This window comes from Azohydromonas lata, assembly GCF_034427735.1.
Lineage (GTDB): Bacteria > Pseudomonadota > Gammaproteobacteria > Burkholderiales > Burkholderiaceae_C > Azohydromonas > Azohydromonas lata.
In genome coordinates this window covers 63,197-78,520 of the sequence record NZ_JAXOJX010000028.1, presented here as the reverse complement: position 1 = coordinate 78,520, position 15,324 = coordinate 63,197, and the positions used below count along the sequence as shown (strand labels likewise).

Here is a 15,324-nt window from a genome sequence, read left to right as displayed (position 1 = left end):
ATCCCATGAAGCGTCGTGTATTTCTCCAATCCAGCCTGGGCCTGGGTGCTCTGGGAGGCTTGGGCCCCGCCGGCGCGGCGATGCCGGCCACCGCCCCGCTGCAATGGCGTGAGCGCAGCTTGGTCGGCTTCGGCACGGTGTTGTCCTTGCGGGTGGCCCACGCCAAAGCGGCCCAAGCCGATCAGGCGCTGGACGCCGCCGTGCGGGTCGTCCGCCATGTCGAGGATCAGATGAGCCTGTTCAACCCGGACAGCGCCGTCAGCCGCCTCAACCGCGACGGCGTGCTGCGCGATCCGGACCCAGACCTGCTCCAGGTGTTCCAACTGGCTCAAGGCATCTCGGCGCGCAGCAGCGGAGCCTTCGACGTCACGGTGCAGCCCCTGTGGACCGTGTTCGAAGCGGCCCAGCGCCGGGGCACGCTGCCGTCGGCCACGGCCGTCGCGCAGGCGCGGGCTGCCGTCGGCTGGCGCAGGCTGCAGGTGTCGCCCCAGGAGATCCGCCTGGGCGGGCCCGGCATGGCGGTCACGCTCAACGGTATCGCGCAGGGCTTTGCGGCGGGCCTGGTGCGTTCCGGGCTGGAGAGCCGCGGCATCCGGCATGCGCTGATCAACACGGGCGAATGGTCGGCCCTGGGCCGTCCTGAACCGGATCGCCCCTGGCTGCTGGGCATTGCCGACCCGCATGAGGCTCAAGCCCTCCTGGGCCGGCTGGCCATGGACGGGCGCAGCGTCGCGACCTCGTCAGACAGCGAAACCTTCTTCAGCGCCGACCATCGGCACCACCACGTGTTCGATCCGCGCACCGGCTACTCCCCGACCGGCTTGTCCAGCGTCACGGTTGCGGCGCCGAGTTGCGCCCTGGCGGATGCCCTGACCAAGGTCATGCTCAACGCCGGCGGTCAGGAGGCCCTGCGCCTGGCCCGTGCATGGCAGGTGGATGTACTGGTGGTGGACAAGTCCGGCAAGTGGCAGGCCACCGAAGGGCTCAAATTGCAGGCGGCCTGACCCGCCCCGCAAACCGCGCATGACGCGGTGGGCCGGCCCGGCAGGGATACCGGCCCACCCGGCCACACCGCCCGCAAAGCTTCACAGCTTGGCGGGCTGGAATAAGGAAAAACGGGAAGAAACGCAATTTTAAAATAATGCAGTTGAGCGACAACACGGAAAAGTAAACAGATATGGGCAAGGGGCGAAGCAGGTGTTGGAGTGGCTTGGCTTTGGGAATTTGTCGGCTTCAGTGAAAAGGGCAACCGCTTTTTCCTGCTTTCCAACAAGGGCCGGGACCGTGTGGTCGTACTGGAAATTGATGCGTCCACCGGGGCGGAAAAAGTATTGCATGCCGACGAGCGCGTGGACGTTTCCGCCATTCCAGAAACTGGCCGTGGGCGAGTTTGCCGGTAAAATGCAGGACGATTTATTGGATGCCGTGTATTCAGGAAAACTAAGGGTTTTTTGGCGGATTGTTTGGGTGGTCTCGACGGTGGATTTGATTATTACCAGTTGGGGCTTGGGTTTTCTGATTGAAACCTTCTGTTCAGGAAGTGCCCTCTAAATTAAAACGCATCCACATACCTCTCCAACTCCCACGCACTCACGTGCCGCGTGTATTCCGCCCACTCTTCACGCTTGAGCCTCACGAACTCGTGCACCAGAGCGGGTGACAGCGCCTTGACCAATATCTCGTCGGCTTCCAGCGCATCCAGCGCCTGGGCCAGGCTGTGCGGCACGGCGCGCAGGGCGAGTTCGGAAATCACTTGCGGCGGGGCGTCCAGCAGGTCCAGGTCCACGTCGGGGCCGGGGTCCAGGCGGCGTTCCAGCCCGTCCAGCCCGGCGGCCACCAGCCCGGCCAGCATCAGGTAGGGATTGGCGCTCGCATCCGGCAGCCGCCATTCGAAAAGGCCGTGCAGCGTGCGCACCAGCGCCGTGCGGTTGTCCAGGCCGTGCGCGATGAACTTGGGCGCGTCGCCGGCACCATAGGTCGTTGGGCCCAGGCGCTTGTAGGAGTTCACCGTGGGCGCGGCCAGGGCGCACAGTGCCGCGCTGTGCGCCAACACGCCGCCCACGAAATGCCGCCCCATCAGCGACAGCGGGCGCCCGCGGTCCACCGCGCCGTCGGGCAGGTGCGGCGTGAACAGGCTCACCGCGTCCACGCCTTCGCCCTCCCACAGCGACACATGCACGTGCATGTCGCTGCCGGGCTGCTCCGCGAACGGCTTGGGCATCAGCGAAAACAGCATGCCGTGCTGCTGCGCGATGGCGTGCGCCGCCTGCTTGAAGAGCATGAACTGGTCGGCACAGGCCAGCGCATCTACCGGGCCGAAGTCGATCTGGTACTGCCCGGGCCCCCCGGCATGCTCCAGTTGCAGCACGTCCACGCCGCAGCGCTCCAGCGCCTCGCGCAACTCGTGCAGGTAGCCGGCCTGGCGCGGCAGCGTCTTGAGGTCGTAGCTGGGCTTGTCCAGCCGCTCGTGGGCGTCGGCCGGGACGAGCAACTCGCCTTCGCGGCGCAACAGGAAGAACTCCGGCTCCAGGCCCACGCGCAAGTGCCAGCCCTGCGCCGCCAGCGGCGCCAGCGCCCGGCGCAGCGCTTGGCGCGGGTCGGCATCGAAGGGCTCGTTGGCCACGAAGCCGTCGGCCACGATGCGCGCCACGCCTGGCAGCCAGGGCAGGGCCAGGATGGACGTCGCCTGCCCGCGCGCGTGGTAGCGCGCCCGCTGGCCCGTGCGCGGCAGCGCGCCGCCCCAGACGGCTGAGCCTGCAAAGCCGGCGCCGTCGGTGAGCACGTCGTCCAGGTGCGCCAGCGGCACGAACTTCCCGCGCGCCGCCCCATGCAGGTCGGTGAACTGCACCAGCAGGGTGTGTATGCCCTGCTTCTTCAGCCGCTCGCGCAGGTCTCTCATGCGTTGCCTCCGTCGTTGGCCGGGTCTATGCGCACCCAGGTGGTCTTGAGCTCGGTGTACTTGTCGAAGGCGTGCATCGACTTGTCCCGCCCGTTGCCGCTTTGCTTGAAGCCGCCGAAGGGCACGGTGATGTCGTCCTCGTCGTACTGGTTGACGTGCACGGTGCCGGCGCGCAGCGCGCGCGCCACGCGGTGGGCGCGGCTCAGGTGGTCGCTCCACACGCTGGCCTGCAGGCCGTAGGGTGTGTCGTTGGCCAGGCGCACGGCCTCGGCCTCGTCCCGGAAGCGCAGCACGGCCTGCACCGGCCCAAAGATTTCCTCCTGCGCGATGCGCATGCTGCTGTGCACGCCGTCGAAGAGGGTGGGCTCGACGTAGTAGCCGCCGCTGTCCAGCCGCACCTGCCGGCCGCCGGCCAGCAGCCGTGCGCCTTGCTCCTGCCCGGCCTGGATGTAGCCCAGCACGGTGCGCAATTGCTGCTCGTCCACGATGGCGCCCATGGCCGTGCCCGGCGCCAGCGGGTCGCCCGGGGCGTAGCGCGGGGCCTGGGCCGCCAGCAGCGCCGCGAACTGGTCCGCAATGGCCTCGTGCACCAGCACGCGCGAGGGCGCATTGCAGCTCTCGCCCTGGTTGAAATACATGCTGCCCGCGGCGGTGGCGGCGGCGCGGGCGAGGTCGGCGCAGTCGGGAAAGACGAGGAAGGCCGACTTGCCGCCCAGCTCGTTGAAGACGCGCTTGAGGTTGCTGCGTCCCGCGTACTCCAGCATGCGCCGCCCCGTGCGGGTGGAGCCGGTGAAGCCGATGGCGTCCACGTCCATGTGCAGCGCCAGCGCCTCGCCGGCTTCCGCGCCGTGGCCGGGGACCACGTTGAACACGCCCGCCGGCAGCCCGGCCTGCAGCGCCAGCTCCGCCAGCCGCAGCGCGGTGAAGGGCGACTTCTCGCTGGGCTTGAGCACCAGCGAGTTGCCCATGGCCAGGGCCGGCGCGATCTTCCAGGCGGCCATGATCATGGGGTAGTTCCACGGGACGATGGCCCCGACCACGCCGACGGGCTCGCGCGTGATCAGCGCCAGGCCCGTCTCCGCCGTGGGCGCGATCTCGTCATAGCGTTTATCCAGCGCCTCGGCGTACCAGGCGATGCAGCGCGCCGTGGCCGGCACGTCCACCGTGAGCGCGTGGGCTATGGGCTTGCCCATGTCCAGCGTCTCCAGCAGGGCCAGCTCCTCGCGGGCGGCCAGCACCAGCTCCGCGAAGCGCAGCAGCACCTTCTTGCGCGCGGCCGGCGGCTGCCTGGCCCAGCGGCGGTCGTCGAAGGCGGCGCGGGCGCTGCGCACGGCGGCGTCCACATCGGCCGCCTGGCCGCGGGCGACAGCGCCCAGCAGGCGGCCGTCCACGGGCGAGCGCTTGACAGTGGTCTCGCCGGAGGCGGCGTCGCGGCGCTGGCCGTCGATGAAACAGCGGCCATCGGGCCGGACCTCGGCGGCGCGGGCGTGCCAGTCGATGGTGGGTCGGTTCATGTCGTGCGCTCCCTGGGGCTTACAGCCAGCCGTTGCGCGTGGCGTCGGCCAAGGTCAAATCCAGGCAACGCTGGATGAGCGCGGCCATCTCGTCGAGCTGCGCGCGGGTGATGACCAGCGGTGGCGCGACGATCATGCGGTCGCCCACGGCGCGCATGATCAGCCCGTTGCCGAAGCAATGACCGCGGCACACCATGGCGATGTCCACCTCGGCCGGGAAGGGCGCGTTGGTCGCCTTGTCCCGCACCAGCGTGATCGCCCCCATGAGGCCGCAGCTCTGCACCTCGCCCACCAGCGGGTGCGCGGCAATGCGCTGGTACAGCTCGGCCATGTAGGGGCCGGTGTCGTCGCGCACCCGCTCCACCAGCTTCAGCCGGCGCACGAGCTGCAAATTGGCCACGCCCACGGCGCAGGCCACGGGGTGGCCGCTGTAGGTGTAGCCGTGGGTGAATTCGCCGCCCTTTTCGATCAGCGCCTGCGCCACGCGCTCGCCCACCAGCACGCCGCCCAAGGGGACGTAGCCGCTGGTCACGCCCTTGGCGAAGGTGATGAGGTCCGGCCGGGTGCCGAAGCGCTCGCAGCCGAACCAGTGGCCGGTGCGGCCGAAGCCGCAGATCACCTCGTCGCTGACCAGCAGGATGCCGTAGCGGTCGCAAATGCGCTGGATCTCCGGCCAGTAGGTGTCCGGCGGGACGACCACGCCGCCCGCGCCCTGCACGGGCTCGCCGATGAAGGCGGCCACGTTCTCCGGGCCCACTTCCAGGATCTTGTCCTCCAGCCACTGCGCGGCCTTGAGGCCGAACTCCTCGCGCGAGAGGCCCAGCGCGCGGCCGTGCTCCCACCAGTGCGGCTGGCCGATGTGGACGATGCCGGGAATGGGCAGCCCGCCTTGCTCGTGCATGCCCGGCATGCCGCCCAAGGAGGCGCCGGCCATGGTGGAGCCGTGGTAGCCGTTCCAGCGGCTGATGATCACCTGCCGCTGCGGCTGGCCCATCAGCGCCCAATAGCGGCGCACCATGCGCACCACGGTGTCGTTGCTCTCCGAGCCGGAGCTGGCGAAGAACACGTGCTTGAACTGCGGCGGCGCCAGTTTGGCCAGCAACTCGGCCAGCTCGATCGCCGGCGGCGTGCTGGTCTGGAAAAAGGCGTTGTAGAAGGGCAGCTCCTGCATCTGGCGCGTGGCGGCGTCTATCAGCGGCTGCTGCCCGTAGCCGACGTTCACGCACCACAGGCCCGACATGGCGTCCAGGATGCGGTGCCCCTCGCTGTCCCAGAGGTAGATGCCCTCGCCGCGGGTGACGATGCGCGCGCCGCGCGCGGCCAGCGCCTTGAAGTCGGTGAAGGGGTGCAGGAAGTGCGCGGCGTCCGCCGCCTGCCACTCGCGCGTGCTGCGGCCGCGGAATGCGCCGCTGGCGCCGCCGTCCTCGCCCGGGCTGCCGCCCAGGGGAGCGCCCGCGGCCGCGAGCGCCGAGGCGGCCGTGGTGTCGAGCAGGGTGGCGGCGCTGGCGATGTCGGTCACGGTGTTGCTCATGGACTCCTCCAGTCGTTTCTGATCAGACGTGCAGCAGCAGGTGCTCGCGCTCCCAGGGCGAGATCACCTTCATGAACTCGGCGAACTCGGTTTCCTTCACCTCGGTGTAGACGGTGATGAAGCTCTCGCCCAGCACCTCGGCCAGCGCGGTCTCGGCCCGCAGCTTCTCCAGCGCCTCGCCCAAGCTGCGCGGCAGGGCGTAGTCGCCCAGGTAGGCGTCGCCCTTGCACTCCGGCGTGGGCTCGATGCGGTTCTTGATGCCCAGGTAGCCGCAGGCCAGCGTGGCCGCCAGCGCCACATACGGGTTGGCATCGGCCCCCACGACGCGGTTTTCCACGCGGCGCGCGGCCGGCGGGGCCACGGGCGAGCGTATGCCCACGGTGCGGTTGTCCGTGCCCCACTGGATGTTGATGGGCGCGGCCGTGAAGCGCGCCAGGCGTCGGTAGCTGTTGACGTAGGGCGCGAACAGCGCCATGGCCGCGGGCACGTATTTCTGCAGCCCGCCGATGTACCAGTAGAACTCGCGGCTGGCGCTGCCGTCGGGGTTGCTGAAGAGGTTCTGCCCCGTGTCCTTGCGCAGCATGCTCTGGTGGATGTGCATGGCGCTGCCGGGCTCGCCGGCAATGGGTTTGGCCATGAAGGTGGCGAACATGTCGTGCCGCATGGCGGCCTCGCGCACCGTGCGTTTGAAGAAGAACACCTCGTCGGCCAGCGCCATGGGGTGGCCGTGGAAGAAGTTGATTTCCATCTGGCCCGCGCCGATTTCGTGGATCAGCGTGTCCACGCTGAGCTCCATCTTTTCGCAGTAGTCGTAGACGTCCTCGAACAGCGGGTCGAACTCGTTGACGGCGTCGATGCTGTAGGCCTGGCGCGAGGTCTCGGCGCGGCCGCTGCGGCCTATGGGCGGCTTGAGCGGCATGTCGGGGTCGGTGTTGCGCGCCACCAGGTAGAACTCCAGCTCCGGCGCCACCACGGGCTCCATGCCTTCGTACTGGAACAGCTCGCACACGCGGCGCAGCACGGAGCGCGGGGCGAAGGGGATCATGCGGCCATCGCGGTCGAAGCAGTCGTGGATGACCTGCGCGGTGGGGTCGGTGGCCCAGGGGACGATGCGCACCGTGGCCGGGTCGGGGCGCAGGTGCATGTCGCGGTCGGTGGGGGTGATGACGTCGTAGTAGGGGCCTTCCTCGGGGAACTCGCCCGTCACCCCCATGGCCACCACGACTTCCGGGAGCCGCATCCCGCGGTCCTCGGTGAACTTCTCGCGCGGGAGGATTTTTCCTCTCGCCACGCCGGTGAGGTCCGGCACCAGGCACTCGATCTCGGTGACGCGGTGCTGGTCCAGCCACTGTTCCAGGTCGCTGTATGTGAACTCTTTTCTTTCCACCATAGGCTCACTCCTCCTGTCGTTGCTTGAACTGGTTGCGGTGCGTCGCCTGCCTTGCGCAGGCCGCCCCGAAGGCGCGAAGCAGTTGCAGGGACACGGGGTTGTCCCGCGCCCGCCATTCCGGATGCCACTGCACGCCCAGCGCGAACGCCGCGCCGGGCCATGAAAAGGCTTCGACCAGCCCGTCCGGTGCGAGTGCTTCCACTCGCAAGCCCTGGGCCAGCCGGTGGACGGCCTGGCCGTGCACCGAGTTGACGCGGAAAGTGCCCTCGCGCACCACGTCCGCCAGCAGCCCGCCGGGCTGCACGTGCACCTCGTGGGCGGGCGCGTACAGGGATTCAGCCGTCTCGCCCTGGCCGCGGTGGTCCAGGTGGCCGGGCAGCGTGTGCACGGCCTGGTGCAGGCTGCCGCCCAACGCGACGTTGAGCTCCTGCGCGCCGCGGCAGATGGCCAGCAGCGGCAGCCGGCGCTCCAGCAGGCGCGGGATGAAGGGCAGCGTCCAGGCGTCGCGCGTGGGGTCCAGCGGCAGCGCGGGGTCGCGAACCTCTTCGCCGAAATGGCTGGGATGGACGTTGGAGGGCGAGCCCGTGAGCAGCACTCCGTCGGCCAGGTCCAGCAGCGCGTCCAGTTCGGCTTCGGACGCATCCGGCACCACCAGCGGCAGCGCGCCGGCCAGGCGCACGGCCTCCACGTACTTGGCGCCGGCCACGTGGAACCCATGCTGGCCTAGCACGCGGTTGCAGGCCGGGACGAGGACGACGGGGGGCGTGGTCTTCATGGGCTGTCGGGTGGTGGGGCTGTTGGTGTGTCGGGTGTCCGGGATGGGCTGGCGCTGCCGTCCGGGTTGCGGCTCACGCCGCGCGGCGCAGCGCACCGGCCAGCGTGTCCACGATGCGGTCGATGTGGGCCTTCTCGATGATGAGCGGTGGCGAGAGCGCCACGGTGTCGCCTGTGGTGCGGATGAGCACGCCTTGCTCCCAGCAGTCCAGGAACACGTCGAAGGCGCGCTTGCCCGGCGCGTCCGGCAGGGGGGCCAGCTCCACGCCGCCGACCAGGCCGATGTTGCGCACGTCCACCACGTGCGGCAGGCCCCGGAGGGCGTGCAGCGCGCGGCCGAAGTGCTCGTGCAGCGCCGAGGCGCGGGTGAGAAGGTTTTCCTCCGCGTAGGTCTGCAGCGTGGCCAGCGCCGCCGCGCAGGCCAGCGGGTGGGCGGAGTAGGTGTAGCCGTGCGGGAACTCGATGGCCTGCTCGGGGCCGCGCATGAAGGCGTCGTGTATCGCGCTCTTGGCGAAGACGGCGCCCATGGGCACGCAGCCGTTGGTCAGGCCCTTGGCCACGGTCATGAGGTCGGGCGTCACGCCAAAGGTCTGGGCGGCGAAGGGTTGACCCGTGCGGCCGAAGCCGGTGATGACCTCGTCGAAGATCAGCAGGATGCCGTGGCGGTCGCAGATCGCGCGCAGCCGCTGCAGGTAGCCCTGCGGGGGCAGCAGCACGCCGGTGGAGCCGGCCACGGGCTCGACGATGACGGCGGCGATGGTGCTGGCATCGTGCAGCGCGCACAGCCGCTCCAGGTCGTCGGCCAGCTCGGCGCCGTGGGCGGGCTGGCCGAAGCTGAAGGCGTTGCGCGCCGGGTCGTGCGTGTGGCGGATGTGGTCCACGCCGGAAAGCAGCGTGCCGAAGAGTTTCCGGTTGCCGACGATGCCGCCCACCGAGATGCCGCCGAAGTTCACCCCGTGGTAGCCGCGCTCGCGGCCTATGAGCCGGGTGCGGCTGCCTTCGCCGCGCACGTGGTGGTAGGCCAGCGCCATCTTCAGCGCCGTCTCCACGGACTCGGAGCCGGAGTTGGTGAAGAACACCTTGTCCAGCCCCGGCGGGGTCAGCTTGACCAGCTCCTCGGCCAGCTCGAAGGCCTGGGGGTGGCCCATCTGGAAGGGTGGGGCGTAGTCCAGCACCGAGGCCTGCTGCGCGATGGCCTGGACGATGCGCGGCCGCGCATGCCCGGCGTTCACGCACCACAGCCCGGCCACGCCGTCCAGCACCTGCCGTCCTTCCTGCGTCCAGTAGTGCATGCCTTCGGCGCGGGCCAGCAGGCGCGGGGCCTGCTTGAACTGCCGGTTGGCCGTGAAGGGCATCCAGTGGGCGTCGAGTGAGGGCGTATCGGTACTGCGGTCAGACGTCATGAGCTTCTCAACCAGCACGGCCGTTGCAGCCGCGACGCTTGCAGTCTAGCCCTGGGCAAGGGGGTGGCGCTCGATCCGGCGTTCGCGGGCCTGCCGCGGCTGGGGCTGCGCACGGCTGGGTGGGCCGTCCCACCCATGGTTTCCCCTGAGACGCTGCGTGCGCGCTGCGTGCGTGTCGGACACTCCCGTGCTGCGGGGCCGCGGCAAAGCGCGCCTTGCGCCTTCGCAGGCCGGCCACGGGCGGTTGCGCGGGCATCCTTGCGGCACCAGGGCGTCCGTCGGAACGGGCAGGAGTGTTCCATGGCAGTAGACACGGGCTGGCTGGCGGCGCAGCGGGAGCTGGCGCTGGCGATGGAGCGCGAAGTGGCGCGCGTGGTGGTTGGGCAGGCGCGGGCGATCCGGCTGGTCAACGTCGCCGTCTTCGCGCGCGGCCACGTGCTGCTGCAGGGCGACGTGGGCGTGGGCAAGACCACGCTGCTGCGCGCCTTCGCCCGCGTGGTGGGCGGCGCCTTCGCGCGGGTGGAGGGTACGGTGGACCTGATGCCGGCCGACCTCGTCTACCACACCCACATCGCCGCCGACGGGCGCCCGGCCGTGGACCCGGGGCCGCTCATCGCCCGCGGCGAGGAGCTGGCGGTGTTCTTCTTCAACGAGATCAACCGAGCCCGCCCGCAGGTGCACTCGCTGCTGCTGCGCGCCATGGCCGAGCGCAGCGTCTCGGCCTTCAACCGCGAGTTCCATGTGCCGCACCTGCTGGTCTTCGCCGACCGCAACCGCGTCGAGCGCGAGGAGACGTTCGAGCTGGCCGTGGCCGCGCGCGACCGCTTCTTGCTGGAAGTGACGCTGGAGACGCCCACGGACGCCGCCGAGCGCGAGGCGCTTGTCTTCGACCCGCGCTTCCACGACACGGACGCCCTGGTGGACACGCTGCCCACGGGCCTGGTGCAGCACCGGGAGTTGGGCGCGCTGGCTGCCGCCATCCAAAGCCACATACACGCATCGCCCGCGCTGCGCCGCTACGCGCTGGCGCTGTGGAGCGCGAGCGAAAAGCCGTCGGAAAGCGGCGTGGCGCTGCCCGCCGGGCTGGGGCTGGACGCCTCGCAACTGGTGCTGGCCGGCGCCAGCCCGCGTGGCATGAGCATGCTGCTGCGCGCCGCGCGCGTGGCGGCCTGGCTGGACGGGCGCGACCACCTTGTCCCAGAAGACATACAGGCGGTGTTCCACGAGGTGCTGGCGCACCGGCTGGTGCTGCAGCCGGTGTACGAGCTGCGCCGCGCGGCGCTGGTGCCGGCGCTCACGGCGGCCATCCTGCAATCGGTGCCCGCGCCCTGAGAAGGCCCTTGGGGAGTCGAGATGGCCCTGGACGAAGCCCCGGCCGAGTTTTTCTACCGCCTGCCCGCGCCGGCCGAGGGGCTGCGGCCGGGGGCGCACCGCAGCGTGGGCGGGGACGGGGGCATGGAATTCCGCGGCCATGTGGACTGGCTGCGCGCGCCGGATGCGCGGCGGCTGGATCTGCGGGCCTCGCTGCGCGACCCCTTCCATCGCTGGCAGGTGCGGCAACACAGCCTGCCGCGGGCGCAGACGGTGTGGCTCGTCGCCGACGTTTCCGGCTCCATGGCCTTTGGCGCGCCGCGGCGCAAGCTGGACGTGCTGGCCGACTTCGCCGCCAGCCTGGCCTGGTCCACCTGGCGCGCGGGCGACTCGCTGGGCTGCGCCGCCTGCGACGACCGCATCAGCGACGATTTGATTTGGCCGCCCGCGCGCCAGGCCGGCCGCGCGCCGGCCCTGGCCGCCGCCCTGCGCGCCTTGCAGCCCGTTGGGTACGGCAGCCGGGCGCTGGCGCAGGTGGCCGCGAGCCTGGGCCGGGCCCGCGCGCTGGTGTTCCTGGCCTCGGACTTTCACGTGCCGCTGCCGGAGTTGCGCGGCTGGTTCACCGCCCTGGCCGCGCACTGGGTGGTGCCGGTGGTGATCTGGGACGAGCGCGAGTTCGTGCCGCAGGCCGGCAGCGGGCTGCTGCCGCTGGTGGATGCCGAAACCGGTGCCCGTCGCCTGCTGTGGTGGCGCCCAGCGTTGCGCCGGCGCTGGGAAGAGGCGGCGCTGCAGCGGCGCGAGGCGCTCAGTGAGATGTTTGCCCGGGAGCGGCTGCGGCCGCTGTTCATCGAAGGGGAATTCGATGCGGATGCGGTCACGCGGCATTTCCTGCAGGGGTGAGGGCGTGGGTTCCCGCCTTCGCAGGAATGACGAAATGGTTGGCGTGGCAGGTCGGCTTGCGGCCTGCGTCAATAGCGTCCCGGGCGGCGTTCCGGCCCTCGCGCTCACGCTGGTGCTGTCCACCGTTGCCGCTCCAGCCGCCGCCCAAGTCGTCCAACTCCACGAATCCCCGCCGCGCACCTACGGCTACCAGGGCGGCGACCTGATCGAGCGCCATGCCGAGCTCAGCGTGCCGCCCGGCCTGCGGCTGGACGACGCCTCGCTGCCCACCACGCGGCCCGGCGCGTCCGTGGAACTGCGCGAGGCTCGCTGGCAGCCGCCGCCTTGGTGGACCCGTCACGACACATACAAGCTTGTCCTGACCTATCAGGTGCTGCGTTCCCCGCCGTCGCCCCAGCTCATGGACCTGCCGCCCGTGGTGCTGCGCTTCAAGGCAAGCCAGGAAGGAGGGAGGTCGCAAGAGGTGAGGCTGGACGCCGTGCCCGTGATGGTCTCGCCGCTGGTGCCGCAGCCGCCCCCGGATCGCAACGGTTTTGGACCTCTGCAGCCGGACGTGCCGCCGCTGCTGATCGCCGCCGAGGCCACGCGCGGCCGCGTGATGGCCGAGGCTCTTCTCGCCGTGCTGCTCCTGGGCGCGCTGCTGGTGCGCCGCTTCGGCTGGCCGGGGCGGCGCCCCCAGCGGCCGTTCGATGACGCCTGGCGGGCGCTGCGCCGCCTGCCGGCCGACGCCGGCCCGGACGAATGGCGGCGGGCGCTCGCCGCGCTGCACCTGGCGCTCAACCGCAGCCATGGGGAAGTGCTGTTCGTGCAGGGGCTGGACGGCTTTCTGGCCCGCCGCCCCGCGTTTGCACCGCTGCGGCCTGATCTGGAGCGCTTCTTTGCGCTGTCCCGCCAGGCCTTCTTCGCGGCCGACGCGGCCGTGCAAGCCGATGCCGCCCTGTTGAAAACCTTGTGCCGGCGGGCGAGGGCGCTGGAGCGGGAGGCGGCATGAGGGCCTTCAGCCTCGATCAGCCCTGGTGGCTGCTGCTTCTGCCGCTGGCGCTGCTGCCCTGGCGCCGCGCGGCCGACATGCCCGTGCTGCACGGTGCGCTGGCGCTGCTGCCGCCGGACCGGCTGGGAGAAGCCGTCGCGCTGCTGCTGCGGCTGCTGGCCTCCGTCGCCATCGCCGCGCTGGTGGTCGCCCTGGCCGGCCCGCGCCAGCCGGAGCGCGTGGTGCAGCGCGTGGGCCGGGGGGCGGAGATCGTGCTGCTGCTGGACCGCAGCGGGAGCATGGACCAGGGCTTCGGCGGCACGCGCAACGGCGGGGGCGAGTCGGCGCGCAGCGGGGGGCTCACGGGCGAGGGCGGGCGCGGGCGGGCCAAGAGCCGCGTGGCGCGGGAGGTGCTGTCGGACTTCGTGGCGCAGCGCGCCAACGACCGCTTCGGCCTGGTGGCCTTCAGCACCATGCCGCTGCCGGTGCTGGGTTTCACCACGCACACCGCGGCCGTGCAGGCGGCCATCGCCGCCGGGGGCGTGGGCCGCGGGCTGGGTGAAACCGACATCGGCCAGGCCGTGCTGGCGGCGCTGGACTACTTCGAGCAGCGCCCCTTTGCCGGCGCGCGCATCGTGATGCTGGTGTCCGACGGCGGCGACCACCTGGAGCCCGCCGTGCGCGAGCGCATCACGCAGCGCATGCGGCGCGACCGCGTCTCGCTGCACTGGCTCTACCTGCGCTCGGCCGGCAGCCCGGGGCTGGAGCCGCCGCCCGGCAGCGACCCGGAGGCGGCCAACAACGTGCCGGAGGTGTTCCTGCACCGCTTCTTCGGCACGCTGGGCCCGCAGTACCACGCCTACGAGGTGGGCAACCCGGCGGCGCTGCTGCGCGCGGTGGAGGACGTGGGCCGCCTGGCCGACCTGCCCAACGGTTTCGAAGAGCGGTTGCCGCCCAGGCCGCTGGACTCGTGGTTCCTGGGCGTGGCGCTGGGCGCCGTGCTTTTGTTGTGGGGGGCGCAATGCGTGCAGCGCGTTCGCTGGGCTTGAGCGGCCTGGGCCGTCCCAAGGTGCGCTGGCGCCTGCTGTGGGCGCTGCTGGCAGCCGTGCTCGCGGCGCTGGCCTGGGACGCCGCGGCGCTGTGGCGGGCGCAGCGGTGGAACGAGGCCATCCGGCAAGGCCGCGCCCAGGTGCAGGCCGGCGAGCAGGCGGCGCGCTCGCCTGAAACGCTGCCGCCGGAAGTGCGCTTTGCCATCGCCGCCGAGCTGGCCGCCAGCGGCAACGGCGACGCCGCACTGGACGGCTGGCGCGCCTTGCAGTCCGAGAACACGCCCCTGGGCCAGGCCGCGCGCTTCAACGCCGCCAGCGCCTTGCTGCGCGAGGCCGAGCGGCTGCGCGGCGGCCCGCAGCCGGGACAGGCCATCGCCCTGGTCGAGCTGGCCAAGGAGAACCTGCGCGAGTTGCTGCGCCGCGATCCCCAACATTGGGCCGCCCGCTACAACCTGGAGCGCGCGCAGCGCCTGCAGCCCGACCCCGACGAGGGTGAAACCGCGCCCGCCGCCGCGCCGCGCGACGCCGAGCGGGCCGCCACCACCATGCGTGGCGTGTCGCAGGGCTTGCCGTGAAGCCCGCGCCGGCCAACCTCGCCAACAGGCTGCGCGGCCTGTGGCCCGCGCGAGGGCGCCGCGCCTTGCCCTTGGCGGCGCTGCTGCTTGGGCTGGCAGTGGTGGACGTGCACGTGCCGCTGACCCGGCCGCGGGTGGAGGCGGTGGTGGTGCTGGACATCACGCAGAGCATGGACGTGGCGGACGTGCAGCTCGACGGCCGCACCGTCTCGCGCCTGGCGCTGGCCAAGGCGGCGCTGCACGAGGCGCTCGGGGCGTTGCCGTGCGGCTCGCGCGTGGGCCTGGGAGTCTTCACCGAGCACCGCAGCGTGCTGCTGCTCACGCCGCTGGAGGTGTGCGAGCACCTGCAGGAGCTGCGCGGCACGCTGGCGCGCGTGGACGGCCGCATGGCCTGGAGCGGCAACAGCGAAGTCTCCAAGGGTTTCAACGGCGCCTTGCGCCTGGTGCGGGCGCTGCCGCAGCGCCCGGCGCTCGTCTTCGTGACCGACGGGCACGAGGCGCCGCCGCTCAACCCGCGCTACCGCCCGCCCATGGATGTCGAGCCGGGCCAGGACGCGGGCTGGTTGATCGGCGTGGGCGGCTTGCAGCTAGCACCCATCCCGCGCAGCGACCCGGAAGGGCGGCCGCTGGGCACCTGGGGCGCACAGGAGGTGGCGCAGGTCGATCCGTACAGCCGTGGCCGCGGCGGCAGCGTGCAGGGCGAGCAGATGGTGGAAGAGGCCGGCGGTGCGGCGCCGCCGCCGGACTTGGGCGCCACGCCGGGGCGGGAACACCTGTCTTCCCTGCGCGAGCCCTACCTGCGCCGCCTGGCCCAGGAAACGGGGCTGCGCTACGCGCGGCTGCAGTCCGCCGGTCAGATGCTGCCGCTGCTGCGCGACCCGGCGCTGGCGCAGCCGCAGCGCCATGCCGAATCCCTGCGCCCCGTGCTCGCGCTGCTGGCCTTGGCCCTGCTGGCGCTGCGGCACGGACGCCGCGCGCGGGCGGCTGGTTGAGCACGCTCCCTGTTTC

General features: G+C 71.4%; 14 protein-coding genes. 8 read left to right on the top strand and 6 right to left on the bottom strand.

Annotated features, from left to right (window positions below; all coding sequences use genetic code 11):
• Positions 1-5 precede the first annotated feature (5 nt).
• Together SM757_RS17360 and SM757_RS17355 are read left to right on the top strand one after the other, a co-directional pair.
• On the top strand, positions 6-1,004 hold the full coding sequence (locus SM757_RS17360) for an FAD:protein FMN transferase (protein WP_322466446.1): 999 nt from the start codon (positions 6-8) through the stop codon (positions 1,002-1,004).
• Positions 1,005-1,335: 331 nt separating this feature from the next.
• On the top strand, positions 1,336-1,551 hold the full coding sequence (locus tag SM757_RS17355; protein ID WP_322466445.1) for a hypothetical protein: 216 nt from the start codon (positions 1,336-1,338) through the stop codon (positions 1,549-1,551).
• A 1-nt stretch (position 1,552) separates the two neighbouring features.
• Here the strand turns inward: SM757_RS17355 and SM757_RS17350 are convergent, their stop codons facing one another.
• The 6 genes from SM757_RS17350 to SM757_RS17325 form a co-directional block, all read right to left on the bottom strand.
• Positions 1,553-2,899: a glutamine synthetase family protein gene (locus SM757_RS17350; RefSeq protein ID WP_322466444.1), complete on the bottom strand. Its 1,347-nt coding sequence runs from the start codon at positions 2,897-2,899 to the stop codon at positions 1,553-1,555.
• Positions 2,896-4,413, bottom strand: coding sequence for an aldehyde dehydrogenase (locus SM757_RS17345; protein WP_322466443.1), 1,518 nt, complete (start codon positions 4,411-4,413; stop codon positions 2,896-2,898). The genes SM757_RS17350 and SM757_RS17345 overlap by 4 nt, the downstream gene beginning before the upstream one ends.
• A gap of 19 nt (positions 4,414-4,432) precedes the next feature.
• Positions 4,433-5,944 (bottom strand): aspartate aminotransferase family protein, encoded by a 1,512-nt coding sequence (locus tag SM757_RS17340; RefSeq protein WP_322466442.1) that lies wholly within the window; start codon positions 5,942-5,944, stop codon positions 4,433-4,435.
• 22 nt (positions 5,945-5,966) lie between these two features.
• On the bottom strand, positions 5,967-7,334 hold the full coding sequence (locus SM757_RS17335) for a glutamine synthetase family protein (protein ID WP_066335367.1): 1,368 nt from the start codon (positions 7,332-7,334) through the stop codon (positions 5,967-5,969).
• 4 nt (positions 7,335-7,338) lie between these two features.
• Complete coding sequence (locus SM757_RS17330; protein WP_322466441.1) at positions 7,339-8,109, bottom strand: gamma-glutamyl-gamma-aminobutyrate hydrolase family protein; 771 nt, start codon at positions 8,107-8,109, stop codon at positions 7,339-7,341.
• A 73-nt stretch (positions 8,110-8,182) separates the two neighbouring features.
• A complete protein-coding gene (locus SM757_RS17325; RefSeq protein ID WP_322466440.1) occupies positions 8,183-9,511 on the bottom strand; it encodes an aspartate aminotransferase family protein in 1,329 nt (442 codons plus the stop codon).
• A 300-nt stretch (positions 9,512-9,811) separates the two neighbouring features.
• Here SM757_RS17325 and SM757_RS17320 point away from each other — a divergent pair, with 300 nt between their 5' ends.
• The 6 genes from SM757_RS17320 to SM757_RS17295 are packed head-to-tail and all read left to right on the top strand — an operon-like array spanning position 9,812 to position 15,308.
• A complete protein-coding gene (locus tag SM757_RS17320) occupies positions 9,812-10,843 on the top strand; it encodes an AAA family ATPase (protein ID WP_322466439.1) in 1,032 nt (343 codons plus the stop codon).
• A gap of 21 nt (positions 10,844-10,864) precedes the next feature.
• Positions 10,865-11,722 (top strand): DUF58 domain-containing protein, encoded by an 858-nt coding sequence (locus SM757_RS17315; protein WP_322466438.1) that lies wholly within the window; start codon positions 10,865-10,867, stop codon positions 11,720-11,722.
• Positions 11,723-11,765: 43 nt separating this feature from the next.
• Positions 11,766-12,713: a hypothetical protein gene (locus SM757_RS17310; RefSeq protein ID WP_322466437.1), complete on the top strand. Its 948-nt coding sequence runs from the start codon at positions 11,766-11,768 to the stop codon at positions 12,711-12,713.
• On the top strand, positions 12,710-13,741 hold the full coding sequence (locus tag SM757_RS17305; RefSeq protein WP_322466436.1) for a vWA domain-containing protein: 1,032 nt from the start codon (positions 12,710-12,712) through the stop codon (positions 13,739-13,741). The genes SM757_RS17310 and SM757_RS17305 overlap by 4 nt, the downstream gene beginning before the upstream one ends.
• Positions 13,714-14,316: a hypothetical protein gene (locus tag SM757_RS17300; protein ID WP_322466435.1), complete on the top strand. Its 603-nt coding sequence runs from the start codon at positions 13,714-13,716 to the stop codon at positions 14,314-14,316. The genes SM757_RS17305 and SM757_RS17300 overlap by 28 nt, the downstream gene beginning before the upstream one ends.
• Positions 14,313-15,308 (top strand): vWA domain-containing protein, encoded by a 996-nt coding sequence (locus SM757_RS17295; protein ID WP_322466434.1) that lies wholly within the window; start codon positions 14,313-14,315, stop codon positions 15,306-15,308. Before SM757_RS17300 ends, SM757_RS17295 begins: the two co-directional genes overlap by 4 nt.
• The last annotated feature ends 16 nt before the right edge of the window (positions 15,309-15,324 follow it).

What these genes read in the sequence shown, in the direction of transcription:
- SM757_RS17315 (WP_322466438.1), top strand. Translation starts at nt 10,865, where the DNA reads ATGGCCCTGGACGAAGCCCCGGCCGAGTTTTTCTACCGCCTGCCCGCG.
- SM757_RS17355 (WP_322466445.1), top strand. Translation starts at nt 1,336, where the DNA reads ATGCCGACGAGCGCGTGGACGTTTCCGCCATTCCAGAAACTGGCCGTG.
- SM757_RS17345 (WP_322466443.1), bottom strand. Translation starts at nt 4,413, where the DNA reads ATGAACCGACCCACCATCGACTGGCACGCCCGCGCCGCCGAGGTCCGG.
- SM757_RS17335 (WP_066335367.1), bottom strand. Translation starts at nt 7,334, where the DNA reads ATGGTGGAAAGAAAAGAGTTCACATACAGCGACCTGGAACAGTGGCTG.
- SM757_RS17330 (WP_322466441.1), bottom strand. Translation starts at nt 8,109, where the DNA reads ATGAAGACCACGCCCCCCGTCGTCCTCGTCCCGGCCTGCAACCGCGTG.
- SM757_RS17360 (WP_322466446.1), top strand. Translation starts at nt 6, where the DNA reads ATGAAGCGTCGTGTATTTCTCCAATCCAGCCTGGGCCTGGGTGCTCTG.
- SM757_RS17350 (WP_322466444.1), bottom strand. Translation starts at nt 2,899, where the DNA reads ATGAGAGACCTGCGCGAGCGGCTGAAGAAGCAGGGCATACACACCCTG.
- SM757_RS17320 (WP_322466439.1), top strand. Translation starts at nt 9,812, where the DNA reads ATGGCAGTAGACACGGGCTGGCTGGCGGCGCAGCGGGAGCTGGCGCTG.
- SM757_RS17325 (WP_322466440.1), bottom strand. Translation starts at nt 9,511, where the DNA reads ATGACGTCTGACCGCAGTACCGATACGCCCTCACTCGACGCCCACTGG.
- SM757_RS17340 (WP_322466442.1), bottom strand. Translation starts at nt 5,944, where the DNA reads ATGAGCAACACCGTGACCGACATCGCCAGCGCCGCCACCCTGCTCGAC.
- SM757_RS17300 (WP_322466435.1), top strand. Translation starts at nt 13,714, where the DNA reads ATGCGTGCAGCGCGTTCGCTGGGCTTGAGCGGCCTGGGCCGTCCCAAG.
- SM757_RS17305 (WP_322466436.1), top strand. Translation starts at nt 12,710, where the DNA reads ATGAGGGCCTTCAGCCTCGATCAGCCCTGGTGGCTGCTGCTTCTGCCG.